24 protein-coding genes are annotated in these 26,209 nt (G+C 64.5%); 4 read left to right on the forward strand and 20 right to left on the reverse strand.

The features are described from left to right. Window positions 1-6: 6 nt before the first annotated feature. The 11 genes from SO139_RS11950 to SO139_RS12000 form a co-directional block, all read right to left on the reverse strand. On the reverse strand, window positions 7-1,188 hold the full coding sequence (locus SO139_RS11950; RefSeq protein ID WP_449378857.1) for an aminotransferase: 1,182 nt from the start codon (window positions 1,186-1,188) through the stop codon (window positions 7-9). Between the two features lie 8 nt (window positions 1,189-1,196). Continuing rightward, entirely contained in the window at window positions 1,197-1,523 is a 327-nt protein-coding gene (locus tag SO139_RS11955; protein ID WP_449378858.1) for a rhodanese-like domain-containing protein, read from the reverse strand. A gap of 340 nt (window positions 1,524-1,863) precedes the next feature. Further along, on the reverse strand, window positions 1,864-3,792 hold the full coding sequence (locus SO139_RS11960) for a potassium transporter Kup (RefSeq protein ID WP_449378859.1): 1,929 nt from the start codon (window positions 3,790-3,792) through the stop codon (window positions 1,864-1,866). 143 nt (window positions 3,793-3,935) lie between these two features. Continuing rightward, window positions 3,936-5,834 carry a potassium transporter Kup gene (locus SO139_RS11965; RefSeq protein ID WP_449378860.1) on the reverse strand — a complete coding sequence of 633 codons (1,899 nt, stop codon included), beginning with the start codon at window positions 5,832-5,834 and terminating at the stop codon, window positions 3,936-3,938. 169 nt (window positions 5,835-6,003) lie between these two features. Next, window positions 6,004-6,834: a flagellar motor protein MotB gene (locus SO139_RS11970; protein ID WP_449378861.1), complete on the reverse strand. Its 831-nt coding sequence runs from the start codon at window positions 6,832-6,834 to the stop codon at window positions 6,004-6,006. A gap of 22 nt (window positions 6,835-6,856) precedes the next feature. Next, complete coding sequence (locus SO139_RS11975) at window positions 6,857-7,630, reverse strand: motility protein A (RefSeq protein WP_449378862.1); 774 nt, start codon at window positions 7,628-7,630, stop codon at window positions 6,857-6,859. A 282-nt stretch (window positions 7,631-7,912) separates the two neighbouring features. After that, window positions 7,913-8,206, reverse strand: a complete 294-nt coding sequence (locus SO139_RS11980) for a DUF1330 domain-containing protein (RefSeq protein WP_449378863.1) — start codon at window positions 8,204-8,206, stop codon at window positions 7,913-7,915. A gap of 42 nt (window positions 8,207-8,248) precedes the next feature. Beyond that, a complete protein-coding gene (locus SO139_RS11985) occupies window positions 8,249-8,968 on the reverse strand; it encodes an RraA family protein (RefSeq protein WP_449378864.1) in 720 nt (239 codons plus the stop codon). 252 nt (window positions 8,969-9,220) lie between these two features. Further along, window positions 9,221-10,102, reverse strand: coding sequence for a CDP-alcohol phosphatidyltransferase family protein (locus tag SO139_RS11990; protein WP_449378865.1), 882 nt, complete (start codon window positions 10,100-10,102; stop codon window positions 9,221-9,223). 238 nt (window positions 10,103-10,340) lie between these two features. Continuing rightward, entirely contained in the window at window positions 10,341-11,045 is a 705-nt protein-coding gene (locus tag SO139_RS11995; RefSeq protein WP_449378903.1) for a phosphatidylserine decarboxylase, read from the reverse strand. A 78-nt stretch (window positions 11,046-11,123) separates the two neighbouring features. Beyond that, on the reverse strand, window positions 11,124-13,082 hold the full coding sequence (locus SO139_RS12000) for an ABCB family ABC transporter ATP-binding protein/permease (RefSeq protein ID WP_449378866.1): 1,959 nt from the start codon (window positions 13,080-13,082) through the stop codon (window positions 11,124-11,126). A 201-nt stretch (window positions 13,083-13,283) separates the two neighbouring features. On the opposite strand from SO139_RS12000, the gene SO139_RS12005 reads away from it, so the two are divergent. Then, window positions 13,284-13,889 carry an LOG family protein gene (locus tag SO139_RS12005; RefSeq protein ID WP_449378867.1) on the forward strand — a complete coding sequence of 202 codons (606 nt, stop codon included), beginning with the start codon at window positions 13,284-13,286 and terminating at the stop codon, window positions 13,887-13,889. A 7-nt stretch (window positions 13,890-13,896) separates the two neighbouring features. Here the strand turns inward: SO139_RS12005 and SO139_RS12010 are convergent, their stop codons facing one another. The 4 genes from SO139_RS12010 to cysS form a co-directional block, all read right to left on the reverse strand. Further along, window positions 13,897-14,274 carry a VOC family protein gene (locus SO139_RS12010; RefSeq protein WP_449378868.1) on the reverse strand — a complete coding sequence of 126 codons (378 nt, stop codon included), beginning with the start codon at window positions 14,272-14,274 and terminating at the stop codon, window positions 13,897-13,899. Window positions 14,275-14,391: 117 nt separating this feature from the next. Further along, window positions 14,392-15,990 (reverse strand): citramalate synthase, encoded by a 1,599-nt coding sequence (cimA, locus tag SO139_RS12015; RefSeq protein WP_449378869.1) that lies wholly within the window; start codon window positions 15,988-15,990, stop codon window positions 14,392-14,394. Beyond that, window positions 15,987-16,478, reverse strand: a complete 492-nt coding sequence (locus SO139_RS12020) for a GNAT family N-acetyltransferase (RefSeq protein WP_449378870.1) — start codon at window positions 16,476-16,478, stop codon at window positions 15,987-15,989. Before SO139_RS12020 ends, cimA begins: the two co-directional genes overlap by 4 nt. Beyond that, window positions 16,478-17,875, reverse strand: a complete 1,398-nt coding sequence (gene cysS, locus SO139_RS12025) for a cysteine--tRNA ligase (protein WP_449378871.1) — start codon at window positions 17,873-17,875, stop codon at window positions 16,478-16,480. The genes SO139_RS12020 and cysS overlap by 1 nt, the downstream gene beginning before the upstream one ends. A gap of 291 nt (window positions 17,876-18,166) precedes the next feature. Here cysS and SO139_RS12030 point away from each other — a divergent pair, with 291 nt between their 5' ends. After that, window positions 18,167-18,472, forward strand: a complete 306-nt coding sequence (locus SO139_RS12030; RefSeq protein ID WP_449378872.1) for a hypothetical protein — start codon at window positions 18,167-18,169, stop codon at window positions 18,470-18,472. A gap of 124 nt (window positions 18,473-18,596) precedes the next feature. Beyond that, complete coding sequence (locus tag SO139_RS12035; protein ID WP_449378873.1) at window positions 18,597-19,784, forward strand: DUF2865 domain-containing protein; 1,188 nt, start codon at window positions 18,597-18,599, stop codon at window positions 19,782-19,784. A 254-nt stretch (window positions 19,785-20,038) separates the two neighbouring features. On the opposite strand, the gene SO139_RS12040 is transcribed toward SO139_RS12035, so the two are convergent. From SO139_RS12040 to SO139_RS12050, 3 genes are read right to left on the reverse strand one after another with little or no spacing between them, the layout of a single operon-like run. Further along, the gene (locus SO139_RS12040; RefSeq protein ID WP_498540081.1) at window positions 20,039-21,796 is read right to left on the reverse strand and encodes an NAD+ synthase; all 1,758 of its coding nucleotides are present in this window, start codon (window positions 21,794-21,796) and stop codon (window positions 20,039-20,041) included. Window positions 21,797-21,821: 25 nt separating this feature from the next. Next, complete coding sequence (locus SO139_RS12045) at window positions 21,822-22,175, reverse strand: diacylglycerol kinase (RefSeq protein WP_449378875.1); 354 nt, start codon at window positions 22,173-22,175, stop codon at window positions 21,822-21,824. 4 nt (window positions 22,176-22,179) lie between these two features. Then, window positions 22,180-23,568 carry a class II 3-deoxy-7-phosphoheptulonate synthase gene (locus SO139_RS12050; RefSeq protein WP_449378876.1) on the reverse strand — a complete coding sequence of 463 codons (1,389 nt, stop codon included), beginning with the start codon at window positions 23,566-23,568 and terminating at the stop codon, window positions 22,180-22,182. A 183-nt stretch (window positions 23,569-23,751) separates the two neighbouring features. Here SO139_RS12050 and SO139_RS12055 point away from each other — a divergent pair, with 183 nt between their 5' ends. Further along, complete coding sequence (locus SO139_RS12055; protein ID WP_449378904.1) at window positions 23,752-24,648, forward strand: alpha/beta hydrolase family protein; 897 nt, start codon at window positions 23,752-23,754, stop codon at window positions 24,646-24,648. A gap of 3 nt (window positions 24,649-24,651) precedes the next feature. Here the strand turns inward: SO139_RS12055 and SO139_RS12060 are convergent, their stop codons facing one another. Together SO139_RS12060 and SO139_RS12065 are read right to left on the reverse strand one after the other, a co-directional pair. Continuing rightward, on the reverse strand, window positions 24,652-24,915 hold the full coding sequence (locus tag SO139_RS12060; RefSeq protein WP_449378877.1) for a hypothetical protein: 264 nt from the start codon (window positions 24,913-24,915) through the stop codon (window positions 24,652-24,654). A 190-nt stretch (window positions 24,916-25,105) separates the two neighbouring features. Continuing rightward, window positions 25,106-26,107 carry an AraC family transcriptional regulator gene (locus tag SO139_RS12065; protein ID WP_449378878.1) on the reverse strand — a complete coding sequence of 334 codons (1,002 nt, stop codon included), beginning with the start codon at window positions 26,105-26,107 and terminating at the stop codon, window positions 25,106-25,108. Between the last annotated feature and the right edge of the window lie 102 nt (window positions 26,108-26,209).

The raw sequence follows: 26,209 nt of genomic DNA on the forward strand, positions 1-26,209 counted from the left end.
TCAGGTCTACCTCTTGCGCCCGCGCACCGCGTCCGACAGCCGCTCGAGTGCGGTGTCGAGCGTCTGGTCCTTCTTGGCAAAGCAGAAGCGCACCACCGAGGTCACCGGGTCCTGCTCGTAGAACGCCGACACCGGGATCGCCGCGACCTTGTAGTCTTTCACGATCCGCCAGCAGAACTCGGTGTCGCTCTCGTTGAGGCCGAGCGGCGACAGGTCGACGGTGAGGAAATACGTGCCTTGCGACTTCAGCACGGGGAAGCCGAGGCTCTCCAGGCCCTTGGTCAGACGGTCCCTGCTCCGCGCCAGATCCTTGCGCATCGAGACGAAATATTCGTCCGGCTTGCCGAGGCCATAGGCGACCGCGGCCTGCAGGTTCGGCGCGGTGGTGAAGGTCAGGAACTGGTGCACCTTGGCCGCGACCCGCAAGAGCGGCGGTGCGGCGCAGACGAAGCCGACCTTCCAGCCGGTGAGCGAAAAGATCTTGCCGGCCGAGCCGACCTTGATGGTGCGCTCGCGCATGCCGGGAATGGTGATCAGCGGGATGTGCTTGTGCTCGTCGAAGGTGACGTGCTCCCAGACCTCGTCGCAGATCGCGATCACATCGAACTCCTGGCAGTAGCGTGCCAGCAGCTCGATGTCCTCGCGCGGAAAGACGACGGCGGACGGATTCAAGGGGTTGTTGAACAGGACCGCCTTGGTCTTTGGATTGAACACGCTTTTCAGCATGTCCTCATTCAGCCGCCAATGCGGCGGCTCGAGGCGCACCAGGCGCGGAATGCCGCCGGCCTGGCGGATGATCGGCAGATAGGAATCATAGACCGGCTGGAAGCAGATCACTTCGTCGCCAGGCCGCACCACCGCGAGGATCGCCGAGGTCAGCGCCTCGGTGCCGCCGGAGGTCACCATCACCTCGCTCATCGGATCGAGCTTCAGCCCATGCCAGTGGCCGTAATGCGTCGCGATCGCCTGGCGCAACTCGGGGATGCCCATCATCGACGGGTACTGATTGTAGCCGTTCACAGAGGCATCGGCCGCGGCGCGGCGGATGTCCTCAGGGCCGGGATCGTCGGGAAAGCCCTGGCCGAGATTGATGGCGGCATTGTCGCGCGCGGCCTGCGACATCGCCTCGAAGATGGTGACGGGCAGGTCGGCGAAGACCTTGTTCAGGGAAGAGCTCTTGGACGTCATCGCCTGGATCAGCCACCGACCTTGGTCGGGAGTCCTGCGGCCTTCCAGCCGAGTATGCCGCCCGCAAGATGCCTGTCGTAGGCAAGGCCCGCCGTTTGCGCGGCGAGCGACGCCGTCACCGAGCGCTTGCCGGAGCGGCAGGCGAACACGACGTCCTTGCCCTGCGGATCAGGAATCGCTTTTGGATCGAAGGTCGAGAGCGGCACGACGACGCCGTAGGGATAGGCCTCCGCGGCAACCTCGTTGGGCTCACGGACATCGACGAGCAGATAACGGCCTTCCGCAACACCCTTGGAGACCTCGTCCGGGGTCAGGTCCTGTACTTGATGTGCCACATCATCCTCCAACGTCGCGAGCAGCTTGCCGGGGCGATCCCGGCGGGCGGCAACCTCGCCTCTCGGGCACCGAAAATCAAGCGCTACAAAGGCTTGAGCTGCCTTGCGCAAGTTAAAGCTAAATCGCAGGGCGTTGAAGCGCGGCTTTCAGGGTGCCCGAAGATCCTGCTTTACCTCTCACCACTCATTCTGTGTCATTCCCCTCGAAAGGCGCGAAAGCAGGGAATCCAGTACGCCGCGACCTCTCCGTATCTCTCGCCGTCTCTGGAATACTGGATCGCCCGGTCCCGGCAAGCCGGGCGATGACAGCGGTGGACACGGACGGAGCGCCATCTCGGCGCTAGATCGTCACCTGCGTTCCGACCTCGACCACCCGACCGCTCGGGATCTGGAAATAGTCGGTGGCATCGTTCGCCGAGCGGCTCAGCGAGATGAACAGGCGGTCCTGCCAGCGCGGCATGCCGGAATGAGCGGCGGGCTTCAGCGCCCTGCGCGACAGGAAGAACGAGGTCGACATGATATCGAACTGCCAGCCGAGCTTGCGGGCAATCGCCAGCGCCTTCGGCACGTTGGGCGATTCCATGAAGCCGAACTTCAGCGTCACCTTGGAGAAGGTCGGGCTGATCTGCTCCAGCTTGACGCGCTCGGACGGATCGATGCGCGGGGTCTGCGCGGTCTCGATGGTAAGAATGACATTCTTCTCATGCAGCACTTTGTAGTGCTTCAGACTATGCATGAGCGCGGTCGGGGCGCTTAGCGGATCGGACGTGAGGAACACGGCCGTTCCGGGCACCCGCTGCGGCGGCCGCTTCTCCAGCATCGCCACGAGGTCGGCGAGCGGGAACTCGAGCTTGCGCGACTTCTCGAACAGCAGCCGGCTGCCGCGCCGCCACGTGTACATCAGGAGGATCATGAGAGCGCCGAGCGCCAGCGGCACCCAGCCTCCCTCGAACACCTTGAGCAGGTTCGCCGCCAGGAAGGTCAAGTCGAGGCACAGGAACGGTGCGATGAGCGCGGCGGCGGCAAGCGGCGACCACCTCCAGGCCTTCCAGATCACGACAAAGCCCATCAATCCGGTGACCACCATCGTACCGGTGACGGCGATGCCGTAGGCCGACGCCAGCGCGCTGGACGAACGGAACAAGAGCACCATCAGGATCACGGCGACCAGCAGCAGTTGGTTGATGCGCGGGATGAAGATCTGCCCGGAATGGGCCTCAGATGTATGGCGAATTTCAAATCGCGGCAGCAGCCCGAGCTGGATCGCCTGGCGCGTCAGAGAGTAGGCGCCGGTGATGACGGCCTGGCTCGCGATCACGGTCGCCATTGTGGCAAGCACGACCATGCTGCCGCGGAGCCACCCTTGCGGAAACAACTGGAAGAACGGGCTCACGATCGCGCCGGGATCATCCAGCACGAGAGCGCCCTGCCCCAAATAATTCAGCGCCAGCGACGGCAGCACGATGAACAGCCAGGCGGTCTGGATCGGCCGCTTGCCGAAATGGCCGAGATCAGCATAGAGCGCCTCGGCGCCGGTGACCGCCAGGAACACCGCGCCCAACGTGACGAAGCCGATGATGCCGTGGTGGAGCATGAAGGACACCGCGTAGAGCGGGTTCAGCGCGAACAGCACCTGCGGCTGCCGGAGGATTGGACCAATCGCCGCCACGGCGATGACCGCAAACCAAACGCACATCACCGGACCGAAGAATGCCGCGACGCGCGCCGTGCCGCGCGATTGCACGGCGAACAGGCAAAGCAGGATCACCACGGTCAGCGGAACGATGTAAGGCTCGAACGTCAGCGTGACGTCCTTCATGCCTTCGATGGCCGACAGCACGGAGACCGCCGGTGTGATCACCGCGTCGCCGTAGAACAGCGCGCCGGAGATGATGCCGAGCAGGACGATGGTCGCCCCGCCGGTGCCGACCGCACGCTGGGCCAGCGCCATCAACGCGAGCGTGCCGCCCTCGCCGTTGTTGTCAGCGCGGAGCAGGATCACGACGTATTTCAGCGTCACCACGACGACGAGCGCCCACAGGATCAGCGAGACCACCCCCAGCACGGCCGCGATCGTCGGCGCGCCCTCCGCCCCGGATGCCGCCGTCACCGCCTCGCGGAACGCGTAGAGCGGGCTGGTGCCGATATCGCCATAGACGACGCCGATGCTGCCGAGCGTCAGGGCGCCGAAACCTGCCGTGGTGTGGGCTTCGCCATGCCCATTGGCCGCCACCGTTTCCGGGGCGGGAACTGCGACTTCACTGGTCATGGGAGAGACTGTTGGCCTCTAGAAATGCTTCACTGCACAATGGCGGAAGAGAGCGCGCGGCTTATAGTCCTGCGCTACCGGCATAGCCTAGCGCGATTTTGGGGCTTTGCCATGCAAAAATTGCATAAGTCCGCCAATTTCGCTCAGATAGTGACTTGGGTACCGACTTCAACCACCCGTCCAGTCGGAATCTGGAAGTAATCGGTGGCGTCGTTGGCGGACCGGCTGAGCGCGATGAACATGTGGTCCTGCCACAGCGGCATCCCCGATTGCGCCGAGGCCTTCAGCGACCGGCGCGACACGAAGAACGACGTCGACATGATGTCGAACTGCCAGCCCTGCTTACGCGCAATCGCCAACGCCTTGGGCACGTTCGGCTGTTCCATGAAGCCAAAGCGTAGTCGCACCTTGGAGAACTTGTCGCTGATCTTCTCCATCCGGAACCGCTCCGAAAGGTCGACCCGCGGGGTGTGCGCGGTCTCGATCGTCAGGATCACGTTGTGCTCGTGCAGCACCTTGTTGTGCTTGAGATTGTGCAGCAGCGCGGTCGGCACGAAGGCGGGATCGCTGGTGAGGAACACCGCGGTGCCCTTGACGATGTGTGGCGGCCGCTTCTCCAGGCTCCGGATCAGGTCGTCCAGCGGTACCTCGATGCGGCGGGTTTTCTGAAGCAGAATTCCCGTTCCCCGCCGCCACGTCCAAATCGTTGCGGCCATGCAGGCGCCGAACAACAGCGGCACCCAGGCGCCTTCCAGCAGCTTGAGCAGATTGGCGCCAAAGAAGGTCATGTCGACCACGACGAAGGGGAGGATCACCGCTGCCGCAGTTGCGGCGCGCCAGTTCCAGAGCTTCCAGATCACGACGAAGCCCATGATGCCGTCGGCCACCATGGTGGTGGAGACCGCGATGCCGTAGGCCGAGGCGAGCCCGCCCGGGGTGCGGAACAACAGCACCAGCAGCATCACACCGATCAGCAGCAACCGGTTCACGCGCGGCAGATAGATCTGTCCCGCGTGAGACTCGGAGGTGTAGCGGACCGCAAAGCGCGGCAAGAGGCCTAGCTGTACCGCCTGATAGACCAGCGAATAGGCGCCGGTGATCACGGCCTGGCTCGCGATCACGGTCGCCGCGGTCGCAAGTCCGACCAGCGGCAGCACCAGATGCTCGGGCACCATGCGATAGAAGGAATGTTCGATCGCGCTGGGATCCGACAGCACCAGTGCGCCCTGTCCGAAATAGTTGATCAGGAGCGCGGGCAGCACGAAGAATAGCCAGGCCCACTGGATCGGCTTGCGGCCGAAATGGCCGAGATCGGCGTAGAGCGCCTCGCCACCGGTGACCGCGAGAAATACCGCGCCGAGGGTCACAAGCCCGATCGTGCCGTGCGTCAGCAGGAATTGCAGCGCGTAATAGGGATTGATCGCCGCCAGCACCGACGGATCGTCGGCGATGTGAACGATGCCCATCACCGCGAGGCAGGTGAACCATACCACCATCACCGGCCCGAAGGCGGAAGCGACCAGCGCGGTGCCCTTGCTCTGGACTGCAAACAGCACCACGAGGATGAAGACGGTGAGCGGCACGACGTAGTGCTCGAACGCAGGCGTCGCGAGCTTCAGACCATCGACCGCCGACAACACCGAGATCGCCGGCGTGATCATGGAATCGCCGATGAACATGGAGGCGCCGACGACGCCGAGCGCGAGCAGGAACCAGCTTCGCCGCCCGAGCGCGCGCTGGCCGAGCGCCATCAGCGAAAGCGTGCCGCCCTCGCCGTTGTTGTCGGCGCGCAGCAACAGCAGGACATATTTGGCGGTAACGACAATCAGGAGCGCCCACAGGATCAGCGAGAGCACGCCGAGCACGATGACCCGCGAGACCGGCTCGCCATGGGCCGCCCCCCTGACCGCCTCGTGAAATGCGTAGAGCGGTGAGGTGCCGATATCGCCGAAGACAACGCCGATACTTCCGAGCGTCAGGGCCCAAAAGCCTGACGTGGCCGTCGCCTCCTGGCCGTCGGTCGTGGTGATGCTCGCCGTCATGAGGGTGGAAAACGCTTTTTCCCTGGAATTGATCCGGCGCCTTTTGACGCTTCCTGCGCGCCTGTCAATCGCCCCAGCATAGCAGGCGCCCGTGCGGATGCTGTGACGGAGCAGCCACGTTCATCGCCGCGCGACCACATGCCTCAGGTAAAATCGTAGCGCAAGGGATTTAGGGCTTCAGATTCGGGGGCAGTGGCGGATCTTCGCGCATCAGTGTGATGGTCACGCGGCGATTGGCGGCCAGGGACGGATCGTCAGGAAACAGCGGCTGGGTGTCTGCCTTGCCGGAGACGGCGAAGATGTGCGAGGGCGGCAGCCCTTCACGCTCGAGGATCTGGCGCACCGCATTGGCACGATCAGCCGAGAGGTCGAAGGCGCCGTAGTCGCTGCGGCTCGGCACGAAGCCCGCAGCGGTGTGGCCGACGATGGAAACGCGCAGCGGCGTCGCCTTGAGCGGCACCGCCAGCTTCTCGATCAGGCGGCGGGTGCGGTCATAGGGCACCTTGGAGCCGTCCGCAAACATCGAGCGGCCGTCCTGGTCGACGATCTCGAGATTGAGGCCCTGCTTGGTCTCCTCGAACATGATGTGCTTGGACATCTCGGTGAGCTCGGGCAGGTCCTGAAGCGCCTGGCGGAGCGAGGCCGCGGCAAGCGCGAAGTCACGATCGACCTTGATCTTCGCGCCCGAAGTGCGGTCGCGATCCTGCTGATCCGGGGTCGGCGTGTTGGACGCGTCCTCGGGCTGGATGTGGTCGACGTTCTTCAGCTTGGGGCGCGTGGGCAGGCCGTCGGATTCGATGATGCCGGCATAGCGCGCCTCGCTCTGGATGCCGAAGGCGTCGCGCATGGAGCCTGCGACGATCTTGAGCTTGTTGGCGTCCTGGGTGGAGAACGCGACGAGCATCACGAAGAAGCTCATCATCAGGCCCATCAGGTCGGCGAAAGTCACGAACCAGCCGTGACCGCCTCCATGTGCATCGCCGCGCTTCTTCTTGGCCATGTCCTAAACCCGGCGTGGCTGATCAGGCCGGCACCGGCTCGCCCTCGGCGTGGCGATGCTTCTCCGGCAGGTAAGCCAGCAGCATTTCGCGCACCAGGGTCGGGCTCTTGGAGTCGCGGATCATCAGGATGCCATCGATGATCAGCGTGCGGTTGGTTTCCTCGTCGAGCAGCTTGCCGTGCAGCTTGTCGGCGATCGGCAGACAGAACAGGTTCGCCACCAGCGCGCCGTAGAGCGTCGCAAGCAGCGCGGTCGCCATGAACGGGCCGAGCTTGGAGGGGTCGGTCATGTTGGCGAACATCTGCACCATGCCGATCAGGGTGCCGATCATGCCGAAGGCCGGGGCGCAGTCGCCGATGGCGCGGTAGATCTTGCTGCCCTCGTCGAGATGCATGAGGAAGTTGTCGCGATCGCGCTCGAGATTGTCGCGGATGAAGTCGAGGTCGTAGCCGTCGGCGACGTAGCGGATGCCCTTGGCGAGGAACGGCTCGTCGGTCTCGACCTTTTCCAGGCCCACCGGGCCCTGCTTGCGAGCGATCTCGGCGATGCGGGCCAGCTCGTCGACGAGATCGTGGGCCGACAGCCGGCTCATGGTGAAGGCGAACTTGGCGCCGAGCGGCAGGCCATGCATCAGCGCACTGAGCGGAAAGCGGATCATGGTCGCGGAGACCGAGCCGCCGAAGATGATGATCATCGCATGTTCGGAGATGAACATGTGGAGATCGCCACCCATGATCATCATCACCGAGATGACGATGAGGCCGGCCACGAGCCCAACGCCCGTCATGATATCCATGGGAGACTCCAACCCGCACGCCACACACCGGCCGTCCTGGCCGGCGGCGCGGCCCAACCCCGAACCGCGTGGCAGGAACCCTAAAGAGCTGCCATTAAAGACGCGTAAAGGTTAAGTGTGGCCTGCCTCGATCCGGCTACATCGCGGGGCTCATCGCGCGGGCGAATTGCCGCGCCACGATAGCGATCTCAACACTCTGCTAACCATAATCGGCCGGTTGAGCCGACAGGCTGGTCAGTTCCAGGCTGAGCGCAGTCCCGTCTTCGCGTGTTCACAGGAGATCTAGTCTACCTGCCCCTCGACAATGACGAGGTTTGTGACCGCGCTTCCTTGTCGAAGTCCAATGATCTTCTGATACGCTGGCGATCTGTACCAGCCCTCAGCAGCCTCTCGCGACGGGAATTCGATAATCACCAGACGCGGGTGCGGCCATTCCCCTTCCACCAGTTGGAGATTGCCGCCCCGCACGACGAATTTACCTCCGAAAGCCTTTAGCGTTTCTGCAACGGCCCGTCGATATTCGGCGAACATGGCCTCGTCTTTGAGAGTCTCGGTCGCGATAACGAACGCTTTCATGATCGCCTCTTCGCCCGATACCCCAAATTTCGATCCACACTGCTAATGGATCTCCGCCGACCGCTGCAACGCGGCCTTCAGCTTCTCCAGCGAGAAGTCAGGGCTGCGCGCGATCTCGAGGATCGGGGTCTCGCGGCGGCCACAGAGCTCGGCGGCCTCGGGGAGTTTTGCGGCGACGTCGAGCGGGATCACGATTGCGCCGTGTCTGTCGGCGTGGATCAGGTCATCCGACTTCACGGTCATGCCGGCGACCCTCACCTCGCCGCCGAAGCTTTCGGCATGCACCCAAGCATGCGACGGGCCGATCGAGCCGGCGAGCGCCTGGAAGCTAGGTGCCCATTGCGGGATGTCGCGGATCGAGCCGTCGGTGACGACACCGAGGCAGCCGAGCGCCTTGTGCACGTTGCTCTGCACCTCGCCCCAGAACGCCCCGTAGCCGACGTCGGGGCCGTCGATGTCCTGGATCACGGAGATGCGCGGCCCGTGGCCGGTGCCGACATATTCGTAGTATTCGATGCGGCGCTTGGCCTGCTCTTCTGCAGGAAGCGAGGATTTCAGCACCGAGCGGATCGCGACCGTGCGCGCGTAGCCGACCATCGGCGGCAGATCGGGAAATGGGCAGACCAGCGGCTTGGTGGTGAAGCCGATGAGCCGCCGCTCGGGCGCCACGATCTCCATGGCGTTGCAGATCGTCGGCGTGTCGTAGCGGCCAAGCGCTGCGAGGACGGATGCAGGCAGCGGCCCGGTTGCGGATGTCGTCACGGCGTTCTCTCCCCTTTTGGCCGCGGCTGTTCGCAAGCGCCGCAGACCCAAGGCGATATAGCCGAGATCGGACGTTAACCCAACGGGCGCGCCTTCATGGCAGATATCCGTGCCTGCGGCTCAGAGCATGATCCGGACCCGAAGGGCCGCGTTAGCGCAAAGTGTGAAGCGGTGTTCCCTCGCGACAAACGCGGAACGCGTTTGCGCGGAGATATGCTCAAACAACAACCTAAAGCGTGATCAGATCGCGCTTCAGTGCAGACGCCCGGGCCGGTCGTCGTGCGGGGGGTCCGGCAGGTTCGGCGACAGAGCCGGCGCAGGTCCGGGCGGCGTGACGCCGACCGGCGCCGGTGACGCAGCGGCGAATGCGCGCGCCTGCCTCTGATAGGACCTCCAGCCCAACGGCAGGGCGAGGAGATAAAGCACCGAGCCGGCCAGCAGGATGTACCAGGGATAGCTGATCAGGAGCGCGATGAAGAAGACCACGCCGACGAACACCGGCAGCACCAACTCCGGCGGCACGCGCATGCGCACCGTCTTGCCGGAGAACACCGGCAACCGCGACACCATCAGGAAGGCGATCAACAGCGTGTAGCCGGCCGTCACTGGCGCGGGCCAGCGCCCGAGATCCAGGAACGCCGCGTAGATCGGCAGCAGCACCGTGATCGCACCGGCGGGCGCCGGGATGCCCGTAAAATAGTTCGACGCAAACGGCGGCTTGTTGGGATCGTCCATGGTGGCGTTGAAGCGCGCGAGCCGCAAGCCACCGGAAATCGCGAACACCATGGCCGCGATCCAGCCCGCATTGCGCAGCTCATGCAGCTGCCAGAAATACAGCATCAGGCCGGGCGCCACGCCGAAATTGACGAAGTCGGCGAGGCTGTCGAGCTCGGCGCCGAATTTCGACTGGCCCTTGATCAGCCGCGCAATGCGGCCGTCGATGCCGTCGAGCGCCGCAGCGAACACGATCGCATAGACGGCAAGGGTCATCCGCCCTTCGATCGAGAGCCGGATCGAGGTCAATCCGGCGCAGATCGCCAGGAGCGTGATGACGTTAGGCACCAGCATCCGCACCGGGATCGGGCGGAAGCGCCGGCGGCGCACGTCAGGGTTCTTGAAGTCGTAGGGCGTCATGGCTTTGACCTCGCTTCCCCGGGATATAGCAAGCCGCCCCGCCCCCCGCCAATGCGCTCGCGGGACCTTTCGCCGATGTAATAGTTAATCCTGCTACGCAATGAGCACTCTCGCCCTCATCCTGAGGAGCCCGCCAAAGGCGGGCGTCTCGAAGGATGACCACGGGTTGAATCCGGGCCTTCATGGTTCGAGACGCGCTTCGCGCTCCTCACCATGAGGGTCTAGCCACGCAGCAAGTTTAACTGGCGCGGTAGGACCGGCCGGTGTCGTCAGCGACGATATCGGCCAAAACCGTCTCGCCAGCGATCGCGGTCTGACCTTCGGAGACCAGCGCCCTTGTGCCGAGCGGCAGATAGACGTCGAGCCGCGAGCCGAAGCGGATCAGGCCGAACCGCTCGCCGGCGCCGATCGACTGGCCCTCCTTGACGAAGCAGACGATGCGCTTGGCGATGAGGCCCGCGATCTGGACGACGCCGATCCGCCCCTGCGCCGAGGAGATCACCAGCGAGTTGCGCTCATTGTCCTCGCTCGCCTTGTCGAGCTCGGCATTGATGAACAGACCGGGCCGGTAGGCGATGCGGTCGATCCGGCCCGCTATCGGGGCGCGATTCACGTGGCAGTTGAATACGCTCATGAAGATCGAGACCCGCGGCAGCGGCCGATCGCCGAGCCCGAGCTCGGCCGGCGGCAGCGCCATCGTGATCATCGAGACCCGCCCGTCGGCCGGCGAGACCACGAGCCCCTCGCGCACCGGCGTCACCCTGACAGGATCGCGGAAGAACAGCGCGCACCACACCGTGAGCAGCGTGCCGATCCACCCCAGGGGCGACCAGAGCCAGAACAGGAAGAGGCTCGCCAGCGCGAAGATGCCGATGAAGGGATAGCCCTCCTTGTGGATCGGCGGGATCTGCCGTTGGATCGAATCGAGAATGGACATCGCTATCTGCCGCCTGGGGTTGATGGCGCGCGGTCACCTCGCGCGCGGGAGAGGTTTAGGCCAGAGTTGGGACCGTAGACAAGGTCACTCGGCGGCCGCCGGCGTCGTGAGGACGTCATCGACCGGCGGCGGCTCGCGGTTCGGCGCCTCGCTGGACTCGGCGATCTTGGCGAGCTTTTCGCGCGCGGCCTCCGCCTCGCGCTGCCTGTTCCACATGCCGGCATAGAGCCCGCCGAACGCCAGCAGGCTGGCATGCGTCCCCCGCTCCGCGATGCGGCCCTGGTCGAGCACGATGATCTCGTCGGCGCCGACGATGGTCGAAAGCCGGTGCGCGATCACTAGCGAGGTGCGATTCTTCGAGACGCGGTCGAGCGCGCCCTGGATCTCGTGCTCGGTGTGGCTGTCGAGCGCCGAGGTCGCCTCGTCCAGCACCAGGATCGGCGGCGCCTTCAGCACGGTGCGCGCGATCGCCACGCGCTGTTTCTCGCCGCCGGAAAGCTTCAGGCCGCGCTCGCCGACCTGGGTCTCATAGCCCTTCGGCGCCATGCGGATGAAATTGTCGATCTGCGCCAGGCGTGCCGCCTGCTCGACGTCCGCATCGCTCGCGTCCCAGCGGCCGTAGCGGATGTTGTAGCGGATGGTGTCGTTGAACAGCACGGTGTCCTGCGGCACCATGCCGATGGAGGCGCGCAGCGAGCCCTGCGTGACGTCGCGGATGTCCTGCCCGTCGATCAGGATCCTACCGCCGGAGACGTCGTAGAGGCGAAACAGCAGCCGAGAGATCGTCGATTTGCCGGCCCCAGATGGCCCGACGATGGCGACGGTCTTGCCGGCCGGCACCTCGAAGCTGATGCCTTTGAGGATCGGCCGCGCCGTCTCATAGGCAAAGCGCACGTCCTCGAAGCGCACCGAGCCTGCGGACACCACCAGTGGCTTGGCGTCCGGAGCGTCCTTGATCTCGGCCTCGCGCGACAGCACGTTGAACATCTTTTCAATGTCGATGATCGCCTGCTTGATTTCGCGATAGACCATGCCCATGAAGTTCAGGGGCTGGTAGAGCTGGATCATCATGGCGTTGACCAGCACGAAATCGCCGACCGTGTTGCGCCCGCTTCGTACGCCGATCGCGCACATCAGCATGGTCGCGGTGAGCCCGAGCGTGAAGATCACGGCCTGGCCGGTGTTGAGCACCGCGAGCGAGGTATAGGTCTTGACGCTCGCCTCCTCGTAGCGCTCGACCGAACGGTCGTAGCGCTGCGCCTCGCGCGCCTCGGCGCCGAAATATTTCACGGTCTCGTAGTTGAGCAGTGAGTCGATCGCCTTGGTGTTCGCCTCGGTGTCGGAATCGTTCATCTTGCGGCGGATGCCGATCCGCCACTCGGTGGCGATGTAGGTGTAGTACATGTAGATCACGACGGTGATCAGGGTCGCGACCACGTAGCGCCAGTCGAACTGCCAGAACAGCACGGCCATCAGCAGCGACACCTCGACAATCGTCGGGATGAGCTGGAGGATCACCATGCGCACGATGACCTCGATGCCCTCGCGGCCGCGCTCCAGCACGCGCGTCAGCCCACCGGTCTTGCGCTCGAGGTGAAAGCGCAGCGACAATTCGTGCATGTGGATGAAGGTGATGGTGGCGAGCTTGCGCACCGCGTGCATGGCGACGCGGGCGAAGATGCCGTCGCGCCACTGCGTCAGCACCGCCATCAGGATACGGGTTGCGCCGTAGCTCGCGGTGAGGACCAGCGGCGAAGCGATCACCCAGAGATGCCAGTTGGAGGCTTCCACGGGCGCCGTGTTCGCGCCGGTCAGCGCGTCGGTCGCCCACTTGAAGGTGAACGGTACCGATAGCGTGATGAGCTTGGCGATGAGCAGCAGCACCATCGACCAGACCACGCGCATCTTCAGGTCGAAGCGGTCGCTCGGCCAGATATAGGGCCACAGATGCGCCAGCGTTCCGGCTAGGGTCGCCCGCTCCGCGGAGTTGCGGGCGGCATCAGGGACATCGCCGCCTGCGGGGGACGAATGAGGGTGAGCCATAGACAGCCTTGGAAGACCCGCCGGATGCGAGCCCGTTTGCGATTAACCGGTTTCGCCTGTCATATAGAGGCTTCGAGCCGGCTGCGCACCCCGCCGGACGGCTATTCTCGATTGTTTGTCGTGATTTACCGGTAGATTTCCGGGAGTTGCGAATCACCGATTGGACTTGACGCCCCTACGCTGCAATGCATCATGGGTTCAATGAGCACTATCAAAACCGTCTGTGTCTATTGCGGCTCCGGCCCAGGAACCAATCCCCGTTTCATCGAAGGCGCCAAGGCGCTCGGCAAGGCGCTCGCCGAGAACAACGTCCGCCTCGTCTATGGCGGCGGCTCGGTCGGCATGATGGGCGCAGTCGCGACCTCCGTGCTCGACCACGGCGGCACCGTCACCGGCATCATCCCTGACTTCCTGCGGATGCGCGAGAACGCGCTGACCCGCGTGCAGGAGATGGTCGTCACGCCCGACATGCACGAGCGCAAGCGGCTGATGTTCGAGCGCTCCGATGCCTTCGTGGCGATGCCGGGAGGCGTCGGCACACTCGAAGAGCTGGTCGAGCAACTCACCTGGAAGCAGCTCGGCCGTCACGCCAAGCCTGTGCTGCTCGCCAATATCGACAATTTCTGGGAGCCGCTGTTCTCGCTCTTGTCGCACATGCGCCAGACGGAATTCATCCGCGCCGGTCTCAACATCGACATCCTCAAGGCTGATCGCGTCGAGGATATCATGCCGATGCTGAAGACCGCCGCGGCGCAAGTCGCCGAGGCGGAGAAGAACCTCGCGCCCGAGGTTGCTCGGAAGCTCTAGCCTCTATTCATTCGCTCGGAAACGTCACCGCCTCGATGCGGTTGCCGTCAGGATCGGCAACGAAGGCCGCGTAGTAGCGCACGCGGTCGTGCGCGCGGAGGCCCGGCGCGCCGTCGGAGGCACCGCCCGCCGCAAGAGCTGCGGCATGAAAGGCGTCGACATCAGTAGTCGTCTTCGCCCGCAGGCAGATGTGGACGCCGCTCCCCGGTGCTACGGGCGACATGCCGGCGCGATAGTTGATCCAGAATTCCGGATAGGCCTTGCCGAAGCCGACGGTCCCCGGCCGCGTCACCAGGCGCGTGAGCCCGAGTGTGCCAAGCGTGGCCTCGTAGAATTTTGCGGAGCGACCGAGATCGCTGACGCCGACGGAGATGTGGTCGATCATGTCTGCGTTCCCCCTCATCTCCGCTGTCATCGCCCGGCTTGGCCGGGCGATCCAGTATTCCGCGACGCCCGAGAGCTACTGACCCCGCTTTCGCGGGGTATGACAACCGTTGCGGATCTACGCCGGCGCGCCCGACTTCACGAGCTTGTAGATCACCGAATCCATCAGCGCCTGGAACGAGGCATCGATGATGTTGGGCGATACGCCGACCGTGGTCCAGCTGTCACCGTTCTCGTCCTCGCTCTCGATCAGAACGCGCGTGACCGCGCCGGTACCGCCATTGAGGATACGCACGCGGTAGTCGATCAGCTTCAGGCCCTCGATGTACTTCTGGTACTTGCCGAGGTCCTTGCGCAAGGCGACGTCGAGTGCGTTGACGGGGCCGTTGCCTTCCGCCGCCGAGATCAGGTGCTCGCCGGCGACGTCGACCTTCACCACGGCGAGCGCAACGGTGACGCGCTCGCCGAGCGCGTTGTAGCGTTGCTCGACATTGACGTCGAACTGCTCGACCTCGAAATAATGCGGCACCTTGCCGAGCGTGCGCCGCGCCAGCAGCTCGAACGACGCGTTGGCGGATTCATAAGCGTAGCCTTGCGCCTCGCGCTCCTTCAGCTCCTCGACCAGCCGCGTCAGTTTCGGGTCGCTTTTCTCATAAGCGATGCCGGCGCGGTCGAGCTCGGCGATGACGTTGGAGCGGCCCGCCTGATCGGACACCAGCACCTTGCGATGGTTGCCGACGGCTTCCGGCGCCACATGCTCATAAGTCTGCGGATCCTTCAGCACGGCGGAGGCGTGGATGCCGGTCTTGGTGACGAAGGCGCTCTCGCCGACGTAAGCCGCGTGCCGGTTCGGCGCGCGGTTGAGCATGTCGTCGAGCGTGCGCGAGACCTTGACGAGGCTCGCAAGCTTCTCACCCGTCACGCTGATCTCGAAGACGTCGGAGAATTCTTCTTTCAGCTTCAGCGTCGGGATCAGCGAACAGAGGTTGGCGTTGCCGCAGCGCTCGCCAAGCCCGTTGAGCGTACCCTGGATCTGCCGCGCGCCGGCACGTACCGCCGCGAGCGAGTTCGCCACCGCCTGCTCGGTGTCGTTATGGGCGTGGATGCCGACGTGATCACCTGGGATGTGCTTGATGACCTCCGTGACGATCGTCTCGACCTCATGCGGCATGGTACCGCCATTGGTGTCGCACAAGACCACCCAGCGCGCGCCGGCCTCATAGGCTGCCTTCGCGCAGGCGAGCGCGAAGTCCGCGTCCTCCTTGTAACCGTCGAAGAAATGCTCGCAATCGAGCATCACCTCGCGGCCGGCCTTCTTCGCGGCGCTGACGCTGTCGCGGATCGAGGCGAGGTTTTCCTCCTTCGTGGTCTCGAGCGCGACGCGCACCTGGTAGGCGGAGGATTTTGCGACGAAGCAGATCGCATCGGCCTTCGCCTCCAGCAGCGCTGCAACGCCGGGATCGTTGGAGACCGACCGCCCCGCCCGCCGCGTCATACCGAACGCGGTGAAGCGAGCGTGCGAGAACTTCGGCTTCTCGGCGAAGAATTCCGTATCTTGCGGATTGGCGCCGGGATAGCCGCCCTCGACATAGTCGATGCCGAGCTCGTCCAGCATCTGCGCGATGACCTGCTTGTCGGCCAGCGTGAAGTCGACGCCATTGGTTTGCGCGCCATCGCGCAGCGTGGTGTCGAACAGATACAGGCGCTCCTTGCTCATTGGGTCGCTCCGAGCGTCTTCTTCATGGTGGTGTTGGCGAGCCATTCGTCGTTGATGGTGATGCTGTTGCGCTGCTGGGCGGTGTAGCCGTGCTTGGCGAAGAAGCCCTGCGCGGTGTCGCTGGCATCGACCGTCAGGCTCGTGGCGCCACGGCCGCCGGCAAGCTTCTCCAGCGCATCAACCAGCAGGGTCGCGATGCCCTGCCCGCTGACAGCCGGATGCACATAGAGCATGCGGATGTGATCGCTACCGCGCAGGGAGGCAAAACCGACGGGCGAGCCGTCCAGCGTTGCGACCAGCGTCAGATCGGAGGCAAGCTGGCGGCCGAACTCGTCGTCCTCCGCCGCCGCCATCCAGGCTTCCTGCTGCGCCTCGCTGTAGTCGTCGCCGGTCAGCTCCTCGATGGCAGATGCGAAGATCGCGGCAAGGACCGGGACGTCGGCGGGCAGGAATGGCCGCAGCGCGGGCTTGGGGAGAGCTCGGGCCATCACGCGAGCTCCCAGGTCGTTACCGGCTTGCCGTCGGCATCCTTGCCGTCCTTGAGCACGACGCCCTTGGCAGCGAGCTCGTCACGGATGCGGTCGGATTCCTTGAAGTCTTTCCGCGCACGCGCTGCCGTGCGCTCCGAGATCAAGCGGTCGATCTCGCTCGCATCGACGCCACTTGCCTGCCGCTTCCGTCCCTCCCACTGCGCCGCGCTTTCGGAGAGGAAGCCGAGCAACCGCAGTGACGCCGCCAAGCCGGCGGCATCGGACGTGTTGCGCAGACCATGCAGCGCCGCGATCGTCTGGGGCGTATTGAGGTCGTCCAGCAACGGCTCGATCACCGCCGCAGCCGGCTTGCCTGGTGGAACGTCCGCTGCGACACGATACCAGTCGTCGAGCGTCTTGCCGCTCTCCTCCAGCGACTTCAAGGTCCAGTCGATCGGCGAACGATAATGCGTCTTCAGCATGTTCAGACGCAGCACCTCACCCGGCCAATCTGCGAGCAGGTCGCGGATGGTGATGAAATTGCCGAGGCTCTTCGACATCTTCTCGCTCTCGACCTGGAGGAAGCCGTTGTGCATCCAGTAGTTCGCCATGCGCGACTGATGGAAGGCGCAGCAGGTCTGCGCGACCTCGTTCTCGTGATGCGGAAACACGAGATCGATGCCGCCGCCGTGAATGTCGAAATGCGTTCCGAGGTGCTTCCAGGCCATGGCCGAGCACTCGATGTGCCAGCCCGGACGCCCCTCTGCCTTGATGCCGGCCGGCGATGGCCAAGACGGCTCGCCGGGCTTGGACGGCTTCCACAGCACGAAATCGGTATTGCCTCTCTTGTAGGGCGCGACATCGACACGGGCACCGGCGACCATCTCGTCCAGCGAGCGATTGGACAGCGCACCATAGCGAGGCAGCTCGGAATTGGCCGCGTTCATCGCCTGCGGCGAGAACAGCACGTGGTCCTCGGCAACATAGGCAAAGCCGCCGGCGACGAGCTTCTCGATGATCTCGCGCATCTCGCCGACATGCTCGGTCGCGCGCGGCTCGACACTCGGGCGTAGTGCGCCGAGCGCATCGACGTCGGCGTGAAACTGCCGGCCCGTCTCCTCGGTGACCTTTCGGATCGCCTCGTTGAGCGGAAGCCCCGGAAAATCCCGCGCGGCGCGATCGTTGATCTTGTCGTCGACGTCGGTGATGTTGCGGACATATTTGACGTGCGCCTCGCCATAGAGATGACGGAGCAACCGAAACAGCACGTCGAACACGATCACCGGCCGCGCATTGCCGATATGGGCGAAGTCATAGACGGTCGGTCCGCAGACATACATGCGGACGTCCCGAGGGTTCAGCGGCACGAATGTGCGCTTTTCCTTCGTCAGCGTATCGTAAAGGCGCAATTCCATAGGGATACCCAAAGGCTGTTGGCCGGGCGTCCAGTGCTCTCAATGTGTTTTGAGAAAAGACGGCTCCAGCCAGCGAATCGCTAGCTCGTAATCTCGCGGCAAATGATGCAAATGGCGAGGAGACCGTTCATGCGGAACATATGGGCCACAAGCGGGCCTGCCGTCAAGTGAGCCGCGAAAAAGCCGCTTTCCCTGCCCAAAGCGGCCGCGTCCCGCCATCAGGGTTAATCATCCTTAACCTTTTGAGTTTATTCATGTGGTGGCGGTTCCTTCCAAGCCACGGTGCATTTCATGCGATCCTTTTCGGCACTCCTTTGCTGTGCCTTCATCGTTGCCGCCTCGAGCGCCTCGGCGGAGACCCGCGTCTTCATCATCGCCAATCAGGCGGACGGCTACGGCGTCGACCAGTGCCTGGCCAAGGGCGACCAATGCGGTGCGCACGTCGCGCGCTCCTATTGTCAGTCCCGCGACTTTGCCCAGGCCTCGTCCTATCGCCGGGTCGATCCCGACGAAATTACCGGCTCCGTCCCCAAATCCGGCGCAAACTGCTCCCATGGCCATTGCGACGAATATGTCGCAATCACCTGCCAGCGCTGAATTCGCTCGGAACTGGCTGACTTTAGGCCCGATCTTCGCGCCCGAAACGACGTGACGATGCCCCGAGAAGCGGGTATTGGAGGGCCGCATCGGCCCCCATGTTTGGGGCCGTGACATCGCTAGAATGGCGGATATGCCGGAATTTCTCTCTCTCTTTCGCTCCCGTTCGATCCTTGCCGGCGCCGCGCTGATCAGCGCGCTCGCCTTCGGCACTGACGCCCTCGCACAAGCAGGCCCCCCTGGGCCGCCGCCAGCGCAAGCCGCGCCTGGGGCGAACCCGATCTGCTCGCGGCTGGAAGGCCAGCTTGTCGCGCTCGACCGCGGCGGAAGCGGCGATCCCGCCAAGGACGATCAGATCCGCCGTTACCAGGATTCGGCAACCCGCCAGCAGGCCGAGCTCGACCGCGTCACCGCGCAAGCCAAGCGCATGGGCTGCGACAGTTCCGGCTTCTTCTCGCTGTTCAACAACCAGTCGGCGCAATGCGGTCCGGTCAACACCCAGATCCAGCAGATGCGGGCCAACCTCGACCAGATCACCTCCAACCTCGAGCGGCTGCGTGCAGGTGGTCCAGGCAGCTACAGCCCCGACCGCGACAACCAGCGCCGCTCGGTGCTGGTCTCGCTCGCGCAGAACAATTGCGGCCCGCAATATGCCAACGCTGCGCAGTCGCAAGGCCCCGGCAATTTCCTCAGCAACCTGTTCGGCGGCGGCAACAATCCCAATAATCCTCCGCCCGGCGCGCCGCCCGCGGATCTCGGCCCGCAATCCGGCACGTATCGGACGGTGTGCGTCCGCACCTGCGACGGCGCCTACTTCCCGGTTTCGTTTGCCACCGTGCCCGCGCGTTTCCCCGATGACGAGAAGACCTGCAAGGCACTGTGCCCGGCGGCCGACGCGGCGCTCTACGCCTATCGCAATCCCGGCGAGGACATGAACGCGGCGGTCTCGGTCAACGGCCAGCCCTACACCGCACTTCCGAACGCCTTCAAATTCCGCAGCGAGTTCAACCCATCCTGCTCGTGCAAGGCCGCGGGCCAGAGCTGGGCGGATGCGCTGAAATCGGCCGACGACAAGGCGGCGGTCCAGCAGCAGGGTGACATCATCGTTACCGAGGAAAGCGCCAAGAAGATGCAGCAGCGGCAGCTCACCAAGGGTGCGCCGACGAGCGGCAAGAAGGGCGCGACGCCACCGTCGGAGCCGACAGCGACTGCACCGGCCGCAACACCGCCTGCGGACACCACGACCACGACGAACGAGAACAAGCCGATCCGCTCGGTCGGACCGACCTTCCTGCCGCAGCAGCAGAAGTAAGGCTGCTTCGCAGCCTCCTATTCCGCCGTCATGCCCTCGCGAAGGCGGGGCATCCAGTACTCCGCGGCGCGAGCCGTTTCCGACGACATGCGCCCCGGAGTGCTGAATCATCCGCCTGCCGCCTACGCTAAAGCTTCGGCGCGCCTGGACCTCAGCCTCGGCGAAGCCTTGGCGTAGCCGGGTCGCGGATGATGACAGCGTCACGGCTGGCGAGGCCGCCTGGCTTACGACACCGGTCTCCAAACTCGCTAACTCTACCCCTCGAACGCGTCGATCGAGGCGCGGCTGCCGCGCGAGACCAGCGTTTCGTCCGGCGCAGGCAAGGGCTCGCCCTTGTCGCGGAATCGGTTGGTGATGGGATAGCGGCGGTCGCGACCAAAATTCTTGCGCGTCACCTTCACGCCCGGCGCGGCCTGACGGCGTTTGTATTCGGCGATGTTGAGGAGGTGGTCGATCCGCGTCACCACCGCACGGTCGAAGCCTGCGGCGATGATCTCCTCCAGCGGGTCCTCGCGCTCGACCAGGCGCTCGAGCACCGCGTCGAGCAGATCGTAGGCCGGCAGCGAATCCTGATCTAGCTGATTCTCGCGCAGTTCCGCCGTCGGCGGGCGTGTGATGATGTCGGGCGGAATGACCTCGCCGGAGGGGCCAAGCGCGCCATCCGGTTTCCACGCATTGCGCAGGGCCGCCAGCCGAAACACCTGCGTCTTGTAGATGTCCTTGATCGGGTTGAAGCCGCCGTTCATGTCGCCATAGAGCGTAGCGTAGCCGACCGACATCTCCGACTTGTTGCCGGTGGTCACCACCATCAGCCCGGTCTTGTTGGAAATCGCCATCAGCAGCATGCCGCGGGTGCGCGCCTGGAGATTTTCCTCGGTGATATCGGGCGGCAGATTTTTGAAGATGTCGGAGAGGATGGTCTCAAAACCGTTCACCGCCTCTGCGATCGGCAGCACCTCGTAGCGGATCCCGAGATGACCTGCGAGCTCGCCGGCATCCGCGATCGAGCTTGGCGCCGTGAAGCGGTACGGCAGCATCACGCCATGCACCTGATCGGCACCGAGCGCATCGACGGCGATCGCCGCGCACAAGGCTGAATCGATGCCGCCGGACATGCCGAGCAGCACGCCGGGAAAAGCGTTCTTGCCGACATAGTCGCGCAAGCCGAGCACGCAGGCCGCATAATCGGCCCGGTCACCTTCGGGCAGTTGCGCAATCGGACCAGTGCAGCGCCAATCGTCGCCGGCCTTGGTGAAGTGCAGCGTGGTGACGCTCTCCTCGAATGCCGGCAGTTGCGCGGCAAGCGAGAGGTCGCCGTTCAGCGCGAACGAAGCGCCGTCGAACACCAACTCGTCCCGCCCGCAGACCTGGTTGAGATAGACCAGCGGCAGGCCGCTTTCGGTCACGCGCGCGACCGCTACCGACAAGCGCACGTCGCCCTTGTCGCGGGCGTAAGGCGAGCCGTTCGGCACGAGGATGATTTCGGCGCCGGTCTCGGCCAGCGTCTCGACGACGTTCTCGTAGTCCTCGGATTCCTCCAGCCAGATGTCCTCGCAGATCGGCACGCCGATCCGCACGCCGCGCACGGTCATTGGGCCGGCTGCAGGCCCGCGCGCAAACAGCCGCTTCTCGTCGAACACACCGTAGTTCGGCAGGTTGGCCTTGAAACGCAGGCTGGCGATGCGGCCGCCATCGAGCAGCGCGCAGGCATTGTAGAGCTTGCCGTCCTCGACCCAGGGCGTGCCGACCAGCATGGCGGGACCGCCATCGGCGGTCTCGCGCGCGAGGCTTTCGATCGCGGCGCGGCAGGCGGACTGGAAGGCAGGTTTCAGCACGAGGTCTTCGGGCGGATAGCCGGCGATGAACAATTCCGGAAACAGCACGAGATCGGCGCCGGCGCTTGCGGCTTGCGCGCGTGCCGCGCGCGCCTTCGCGGCATTGCCGTCGATATCGCCCACCGTCGGATTGAGCTGGGCGAGCGTGACCGCGAATTCGTTGAGACGTTCGGTCATGATCGCCTGTTGTCCAATCCTGTGGCTAGACGAAACCCAATCGCTCGACGAGCGCAAAGATCCAGAAGGCGCCGGCCATCAGCAGCGCCACGCCGACGGCAGCCGAGCCCATGTCCTTGACCCGCCCGATCTGCTTGTCGTGGTCCATGGTGAGACGGTCGGCGAGCTTCTCGATCGCAGTGTTCAGCAGTTCGACCACGAGCACGAATGCGACAGCACACACCAGTTCGACCGCGCGCATCGCGGTCACGGCGATGAACCAGGCCAGCGGAAGCGACAGCAGGAGCGCAAAGATCTCCTCACGGACGGCCTGCTCCGAGCGAAACGCAAAGGCCAGACCGTTACGGGAGTTGATCGTGGCCTTCCAAATCCGCAGCAAGGTCTTAGAGCCCCGCTGCGAACGGCATCGGCTTGGCCTTGCCGACGCGTTCCTGCTTGAGGAGCTCCGCGACCAGGAAAGCCATGTCGATCGATTGCTCGGCGTTGAGGCGGGGATCGCAGACCGTATGGTAGCGGTCGTTGAGGTCCTCGTCCGTGATCGCGCGCGCGCCGCCGAGGCATTCAGTGACGTCCTTGCCGGTCATCTCCAGATGCACACCGCCGGCATGCGTTCCTTCCGCCGCGTGGATCGCGAAGAACGACTTCACCTCCGAGAGGATGCGGTCGAATGGCCGGGTCTTGTAGCCCGTGGTGGAGGTGATGGTATTGCCGTGCATGGGATCGCAGGACCAGACCACCACACGCCCCTCGCGCTGCACCGCGCGGATCATGTTCGGCAGATGCTCGCCGACCTTGTCGGAGCCGAAGCGGCCGATCAGGGTCAGCCGTCCGGGCTCGTTGTCGGGGTTGAGCACGTCGATCAGCTTGAGCAGCTCGTCGGCCTTCAGCGACGGGCCGCACTTCAGCCCGATCGGATTCTTGATGCCGCGGAAATATTCGACATGGCCATGGTCGAGCTGACGGGTGCGGTCGCCGATCCAGATCATGTGGCCTGACGTGGCGTACCAGTCGCCGGTGGTGGAATCGACGCGGGTCATCGCCTGCTCGTAGCCGAGCAGCAGCGCCTCGTGGCTGGTGTAGAAATCGGTCGCGCGCAGCTCGGGATGGCTCTCGAGATCGAGGCCGCAGGCGCGCATGAAGTTGAGCGCGTCCGAGATGCGGTCGGCCAGCTCCTTGTAGCGGCGGGACTGTGGAGAATCCTTCAGGAAGCCGAGCATCCACTGGTGCACGCTGCCGAGATTGGCGAAGCCGCCGGTCGCGAACGCGCGGAGCAGGTTCAGCGTCGCCGCCGACTGGCGGTAGGCCATCAGCTGCCGCTGCGGATCCGGCACACGCGCTTCCCTGGTGAACGCGATGTCGTTGACGATATCGCCGCGATAGCTCGGCAGCTCGATACCTTCAACCTTCTCTGTCGGCGAGGAGCGCGGTTTTGCGAACTGGCCGGCGACGCGACCGACCTTCACCACGGGGACGGCGCCCGCATAGGTGAGCACGACCGCCATCTGGAGCAGCACGCGGAAGAAGTCGCGGATGTTGTTGGCGCCGTGCTCGGCAAAGCTCTCGGCGCAGTCACCGCCCTGGAGCAGGAAGGCCTCGCCGGCCGCGACGCGGGCCAGCGCCTTCTTCAGGTTGCGCGCTTCGCCGGCGAACACCAGCGGCGGAAAGCTCGCAAGCTGCGCCTCGACATCGGCCAACGCCTTCGCATCGGGATAGTCGGGGACCTGCAGCACGGGCTTGCTGCGCCAGCTCTCGGGTGTCCACCGCTCGGACATCGCAAATCCTCTTTCTCAAAGCAAAAACTGCAACCTGATCTGTGGGTTGCGCGAGCCGCCTTATACACAGGCTAGCATCGCCTCGCCAGTTGTAAATCCATTTACGCATGCAAGCCCTTGCGGGCAAAGCCGAATTCACATTTGCTGGGGACTGCGGGAGAAACTTTGGGGCGTACGCTGCTCATGGACGCGGCACTCGACGACGTCTTTATCGACGACATCACTTTCCCGGCCGTCGACGGGTATTCGCTAGGCGGCACCCTGTTCCTGCCGCGTGGCGCCAGGCGTCACGCCGTCCTGATCAATTCTGCCACCGGTGTCCCGCGAAAGATCTATCGCGGCTTTGCCTCCTACCTCGCCCATCGCGGCTGTGCGGTCCTGACCTACGACTATCGCGGCATCGGCGACTCCCGCCTGCCGGCGCTGGTCGGCCACAACCAGCCGAAATCGCTGGTCGGCTTCAAGGCCTCGATGTCCGACTGGGCCGCGCTCGACGTCACCGCCGCCGTCGCCTGGATGCGCGAGCGCTATCACACACTGCCCCTCAACTATGTCGGCCATTCCTTCGGCGGCCAGGCGCTCGGGCTGATCGCGAACAACGGCGAGATTTCCCGGGCGCTGTTCGTGGCGTCGCAAGCCGCAACGTGGAAACTGATCCCGCCACCGGAAAACTACCGCGTGTTCGCGTTCATGAATTTCATCGGCGTGCCCGTGGCTCATCTGCTCGGCTACGCGCCGGGCTGGCTCGGCATCGGCGAAGATTTACCCAAGGGCGTGTTCCTGCAAGGCACCAAATGGGTGAGCAGCCCGCGCCACCTCTTTGATTCCAGGTTGCCGGCGCTGGCAAACTTCGCAAGCTACAAGGGCGCGCTGCGCGCCCTCACCTTTTCAGACGATCCCTGGGCGACGCGGTCCGCAGTCGAGCTGCTCTGCGCCGGCTTCACCGCGATCAAGCCGGAGGTGGTCACGGTCAAGCCGTCCGACATTGGCGTCAAGACAATCGGCCATTTCGGCTTCTTCCGCCCCGCCCACCGCGACGCGCTCTGGCGCGGCATGGCCGAATGGATCCAGGGGGAGTGACGGCTAGCGAATGACGGTCGTCAGCGACGAGTAGCGCTTGTTCAGCTTTGCTTCGGTCGGCGAGAACTGCGCGAAGGCGTCGCTAACGCGGACCGCCGGCGGCGTGTCGCTCGCGAAGCGAAACTCTTTCGGCCGCGGCGCATAGAAGTCGCGGCTGTAATAGGCATCGTCGAAACGCGTCTCGCTGATGCCGAACAATGCGTCGCAGACGAACAGGAGTGCGCACACTCCCGCAACCGCAGCGACGATCTCCTTGAAAACAGACATGTTGAGGCCCCACCCTTTTCCGGGAGGATGCAGGTGGGTTCCAAAGGCCGGGTTTAAGACTGCGCGGCATTTGTCGGGAGAGTTGCTCGCGGGTCGGCGAATTGCAGACAATTTGAACGAATGCGTTAGCGTCGGCGCAACGCGCGGCACGCCTCCTCGCTGGTCCCCTGAGAGCAAGAAGACGTTTTCGCTAGACTGCGTCGCCTCTCACGCGCCGCAACGTCTCCGACGGCAGCTCACCGAACCTGTCGCGATATTTTCCGGCAAAATGTCCGAGATCGCTGAACCCGGCATCGAGCGCCGCCGTCGTCACTGACCCCTGACCATCATCAACGAGCAGCCGCTCGCGCGCGCGTTCAAGCCGGCATGTCAGTATCCAGTCGCGCGGCGAATAGCCGAGATAGCGCTGAAAATTCTCCTGCAGCGAGCGCAGGCTGACGCCGAGCCCGGCCGCGAGCTTCGAAATCTCGATCGGCTGGTCAGCATGCGCCTTGATGTAATCGCGCGCGCGGCGGACGATGGCCGGGCTGCGGTCGATATGGCTCACGGAGAGCGCCTGCGCGACGCGTGGAAACATTGCGGCCGTCACCAGATTGACCAGCATCTCCTCGGTCGCAGCCGCCGCCAGCGGCCCCATGCCGATAGCGTTCAGGCTGGTCATCTCGGCCATCGCTGCGTTCAAGTGCCGGGCGAGCGCAGCGGCGACCGGCGCGCCGAGATCGAGACCTTCGCTCAACTCGGACAACAGCACGTCCGCATCCTGCGTGCGGCCGGTCAGCCGCTCGGCGCGTTCGACCGCGACGTTCCCAGGCACATAGAACACCAGCACGGAGGCGTCCGTGACCTCGAGCTTCGACCGCTCGAATGGCCGGCCGATGCTGGCCTGGCGCATCGGGTGATAGTCCTGCAGATTGTCGCCGCGACCGCGGCGGAAGCCGCCCGTGACGGGGATCGAGACGTGCAGGGAATCGTCAGTGCTGCGCTCGACGCTCAAGCCGGCCAGATCGACCCGCATCAGTTGCGCCGCGCCGAAATGGATCGCCTTGAAATCGATCGTTACGCGCCGCGTCTGCCCGAGCCGCTCGACGCGGGCATCGCCGCCGTACATCGCGTGGGCGAGCTCGTTCGCTGCATCCAGCGTCAGTGTCTTCGAAAATCCCCGTGCGGACAGGTCGTCCAGTCGATTGGGCATGACGACATCCCAAGCCCTCGGTTTGACGCGAAACCGAGGCTCATCCCGCGCAAAATACCAAACCGCCGCGCATTCGCCATATCGGCTTAAGTTCCAGGCGGT

It is taken from the genome of Bradyrhizobium sp. UFLA05-89, from assembly GCF_059803475.1.

Coding starts and splice junctions, on each gene's coding strand:
- SO139_RS11950 (WP_449378857.1), bottom strand. CDS start 1,188: ATGACGTCCAAGAGCTCTTCCCTGAACAAGGTCTTCGCCGACCTGCCC.
- SO139_RS11960 (WP_449378859.1), bottom strand. CDS start 3,792: ATGACCAGTGAAGTCGCAGTTCCCGCCCCGGAAACGGTGGCGGCCAAT.
- SO139_RS11965 (WP_449378860.1), bottom strand. CDS start 5,834: ATGACGGCGAGCATCACCACGACCGACGGCCAGGAGGCGACGGCCACG.
- SO139_RS11970 (WP_449378861.1), bottom strand. CDS start 6,834: ATGGCCAAGAAGAAGCGCGGCGATGCACATGGAGGCGGTCACGGCTGG.
- SO139_RS11975 (WP_449378862.1), bottom strand. CDS start 7,630: ATGGATATCATGACGGGCGTTGGGCTCGTGGCCGGCCTCATCGTCATC.
- SO139_RS11980 (WP_449378863.1), bottom strand. CDS start 8,206: ATGAAAGCGTTCGTTATCGCGACCGAGACTCTCAAAGACGAGGCCATG.
- SO139_RS11990 (WP_449378865.1), bottom strand. CDS start 10,102: ATGACGCCCTACGACTTCAAGAACCCTGACGTGCGCCGCCGGCGCTTC.
- SO139_RS12000 (WP_449378866.1), bottom strand. CDS start 13,082: ATGGCTCACCCTCATTCGTCCCCCGCAGGCGGCGATGTCCCTGATGCC.
- SO139_RS12005 (WP_449378867.1), top strand. CDS start 13,284: ATGAGCACTATCAAAACCGTCTGTGTCTATTGCGGCTCCGGCCCAGGA.
- SO139_RS12010 (WP_449378868.1), bottom strand. CDS start 14,274: ATGATCGACCACATCTCCGTCGGCGTCAGCGATCTCGGTCGCTCCGCA.
- cimA (WP_449378869.1), bottom strand. CDS start 15,990: ATGAGCAAGGAGCGCCTGTATCTGTTCGACACCACGCTGCGCGATGGC.
- SO139_RS12020 (WP_449378870.1), bottom strand. CDS start 16,478: ATGGCCCGAGCTCTCCCCAAGCCCGCGCTGCGGCCATTCCTGCCCGCC.
- cysS (WP_449378871.1), bottom strand. CDS start 17,875: ATGGAATTGCGCCTTTACGATACGCTGACGAAGGAAAAGCGCACATTC.
- SO139_RS12030 (WP_449378872.1), top strand. CDS start 18,167: ATGCGATCCTTTTCGGCACTCCTTTGCTGTGCCTTCATCGTTGCCGCC.
- SO139_RS12035 (WP_449378873.1), top strand. CDS start 18,597: ATGGCGGATATGCCGGAATTTCTCTCTCTCTTTCGCTCCCGTTCGATC.
- SO139_RS12040 (WP_498540081.1), bottom strand. CDS start 21,796: ATGACCGAACGTCTCAACGAATTCGCGGTCACGCTCGCCCAGCTCAAT.
- SO139_RS12050 (WP_449378876.1), bottom strand. CDS start 23,568: ATGTCCGAGCGGTGGACACCCGAGAGCTGGCGCAGCAAGCCCGTGCTG.
- SO139_RS12055 (WP_449378904.1), top strand. CDS start 23,752: ATGGACGCGGCACTCGACGACGTCTTTATCGACGACATCACTTTCCCG.
- SO139_RS12060 (WP_449378877.1), bottom strand. CDS start 24,915: ATGTCTGTTTTCAAGGAGATCGTCGCTGCGGTTGCGGGAGTGTGCGCA.
- SO139_RS12065 (WP_449378878.1), bottom strand. CDS start 26,107: ATGCCCAATCGACTGGACGACCTGTCCGCACGGGGATTTTCGAAGACA.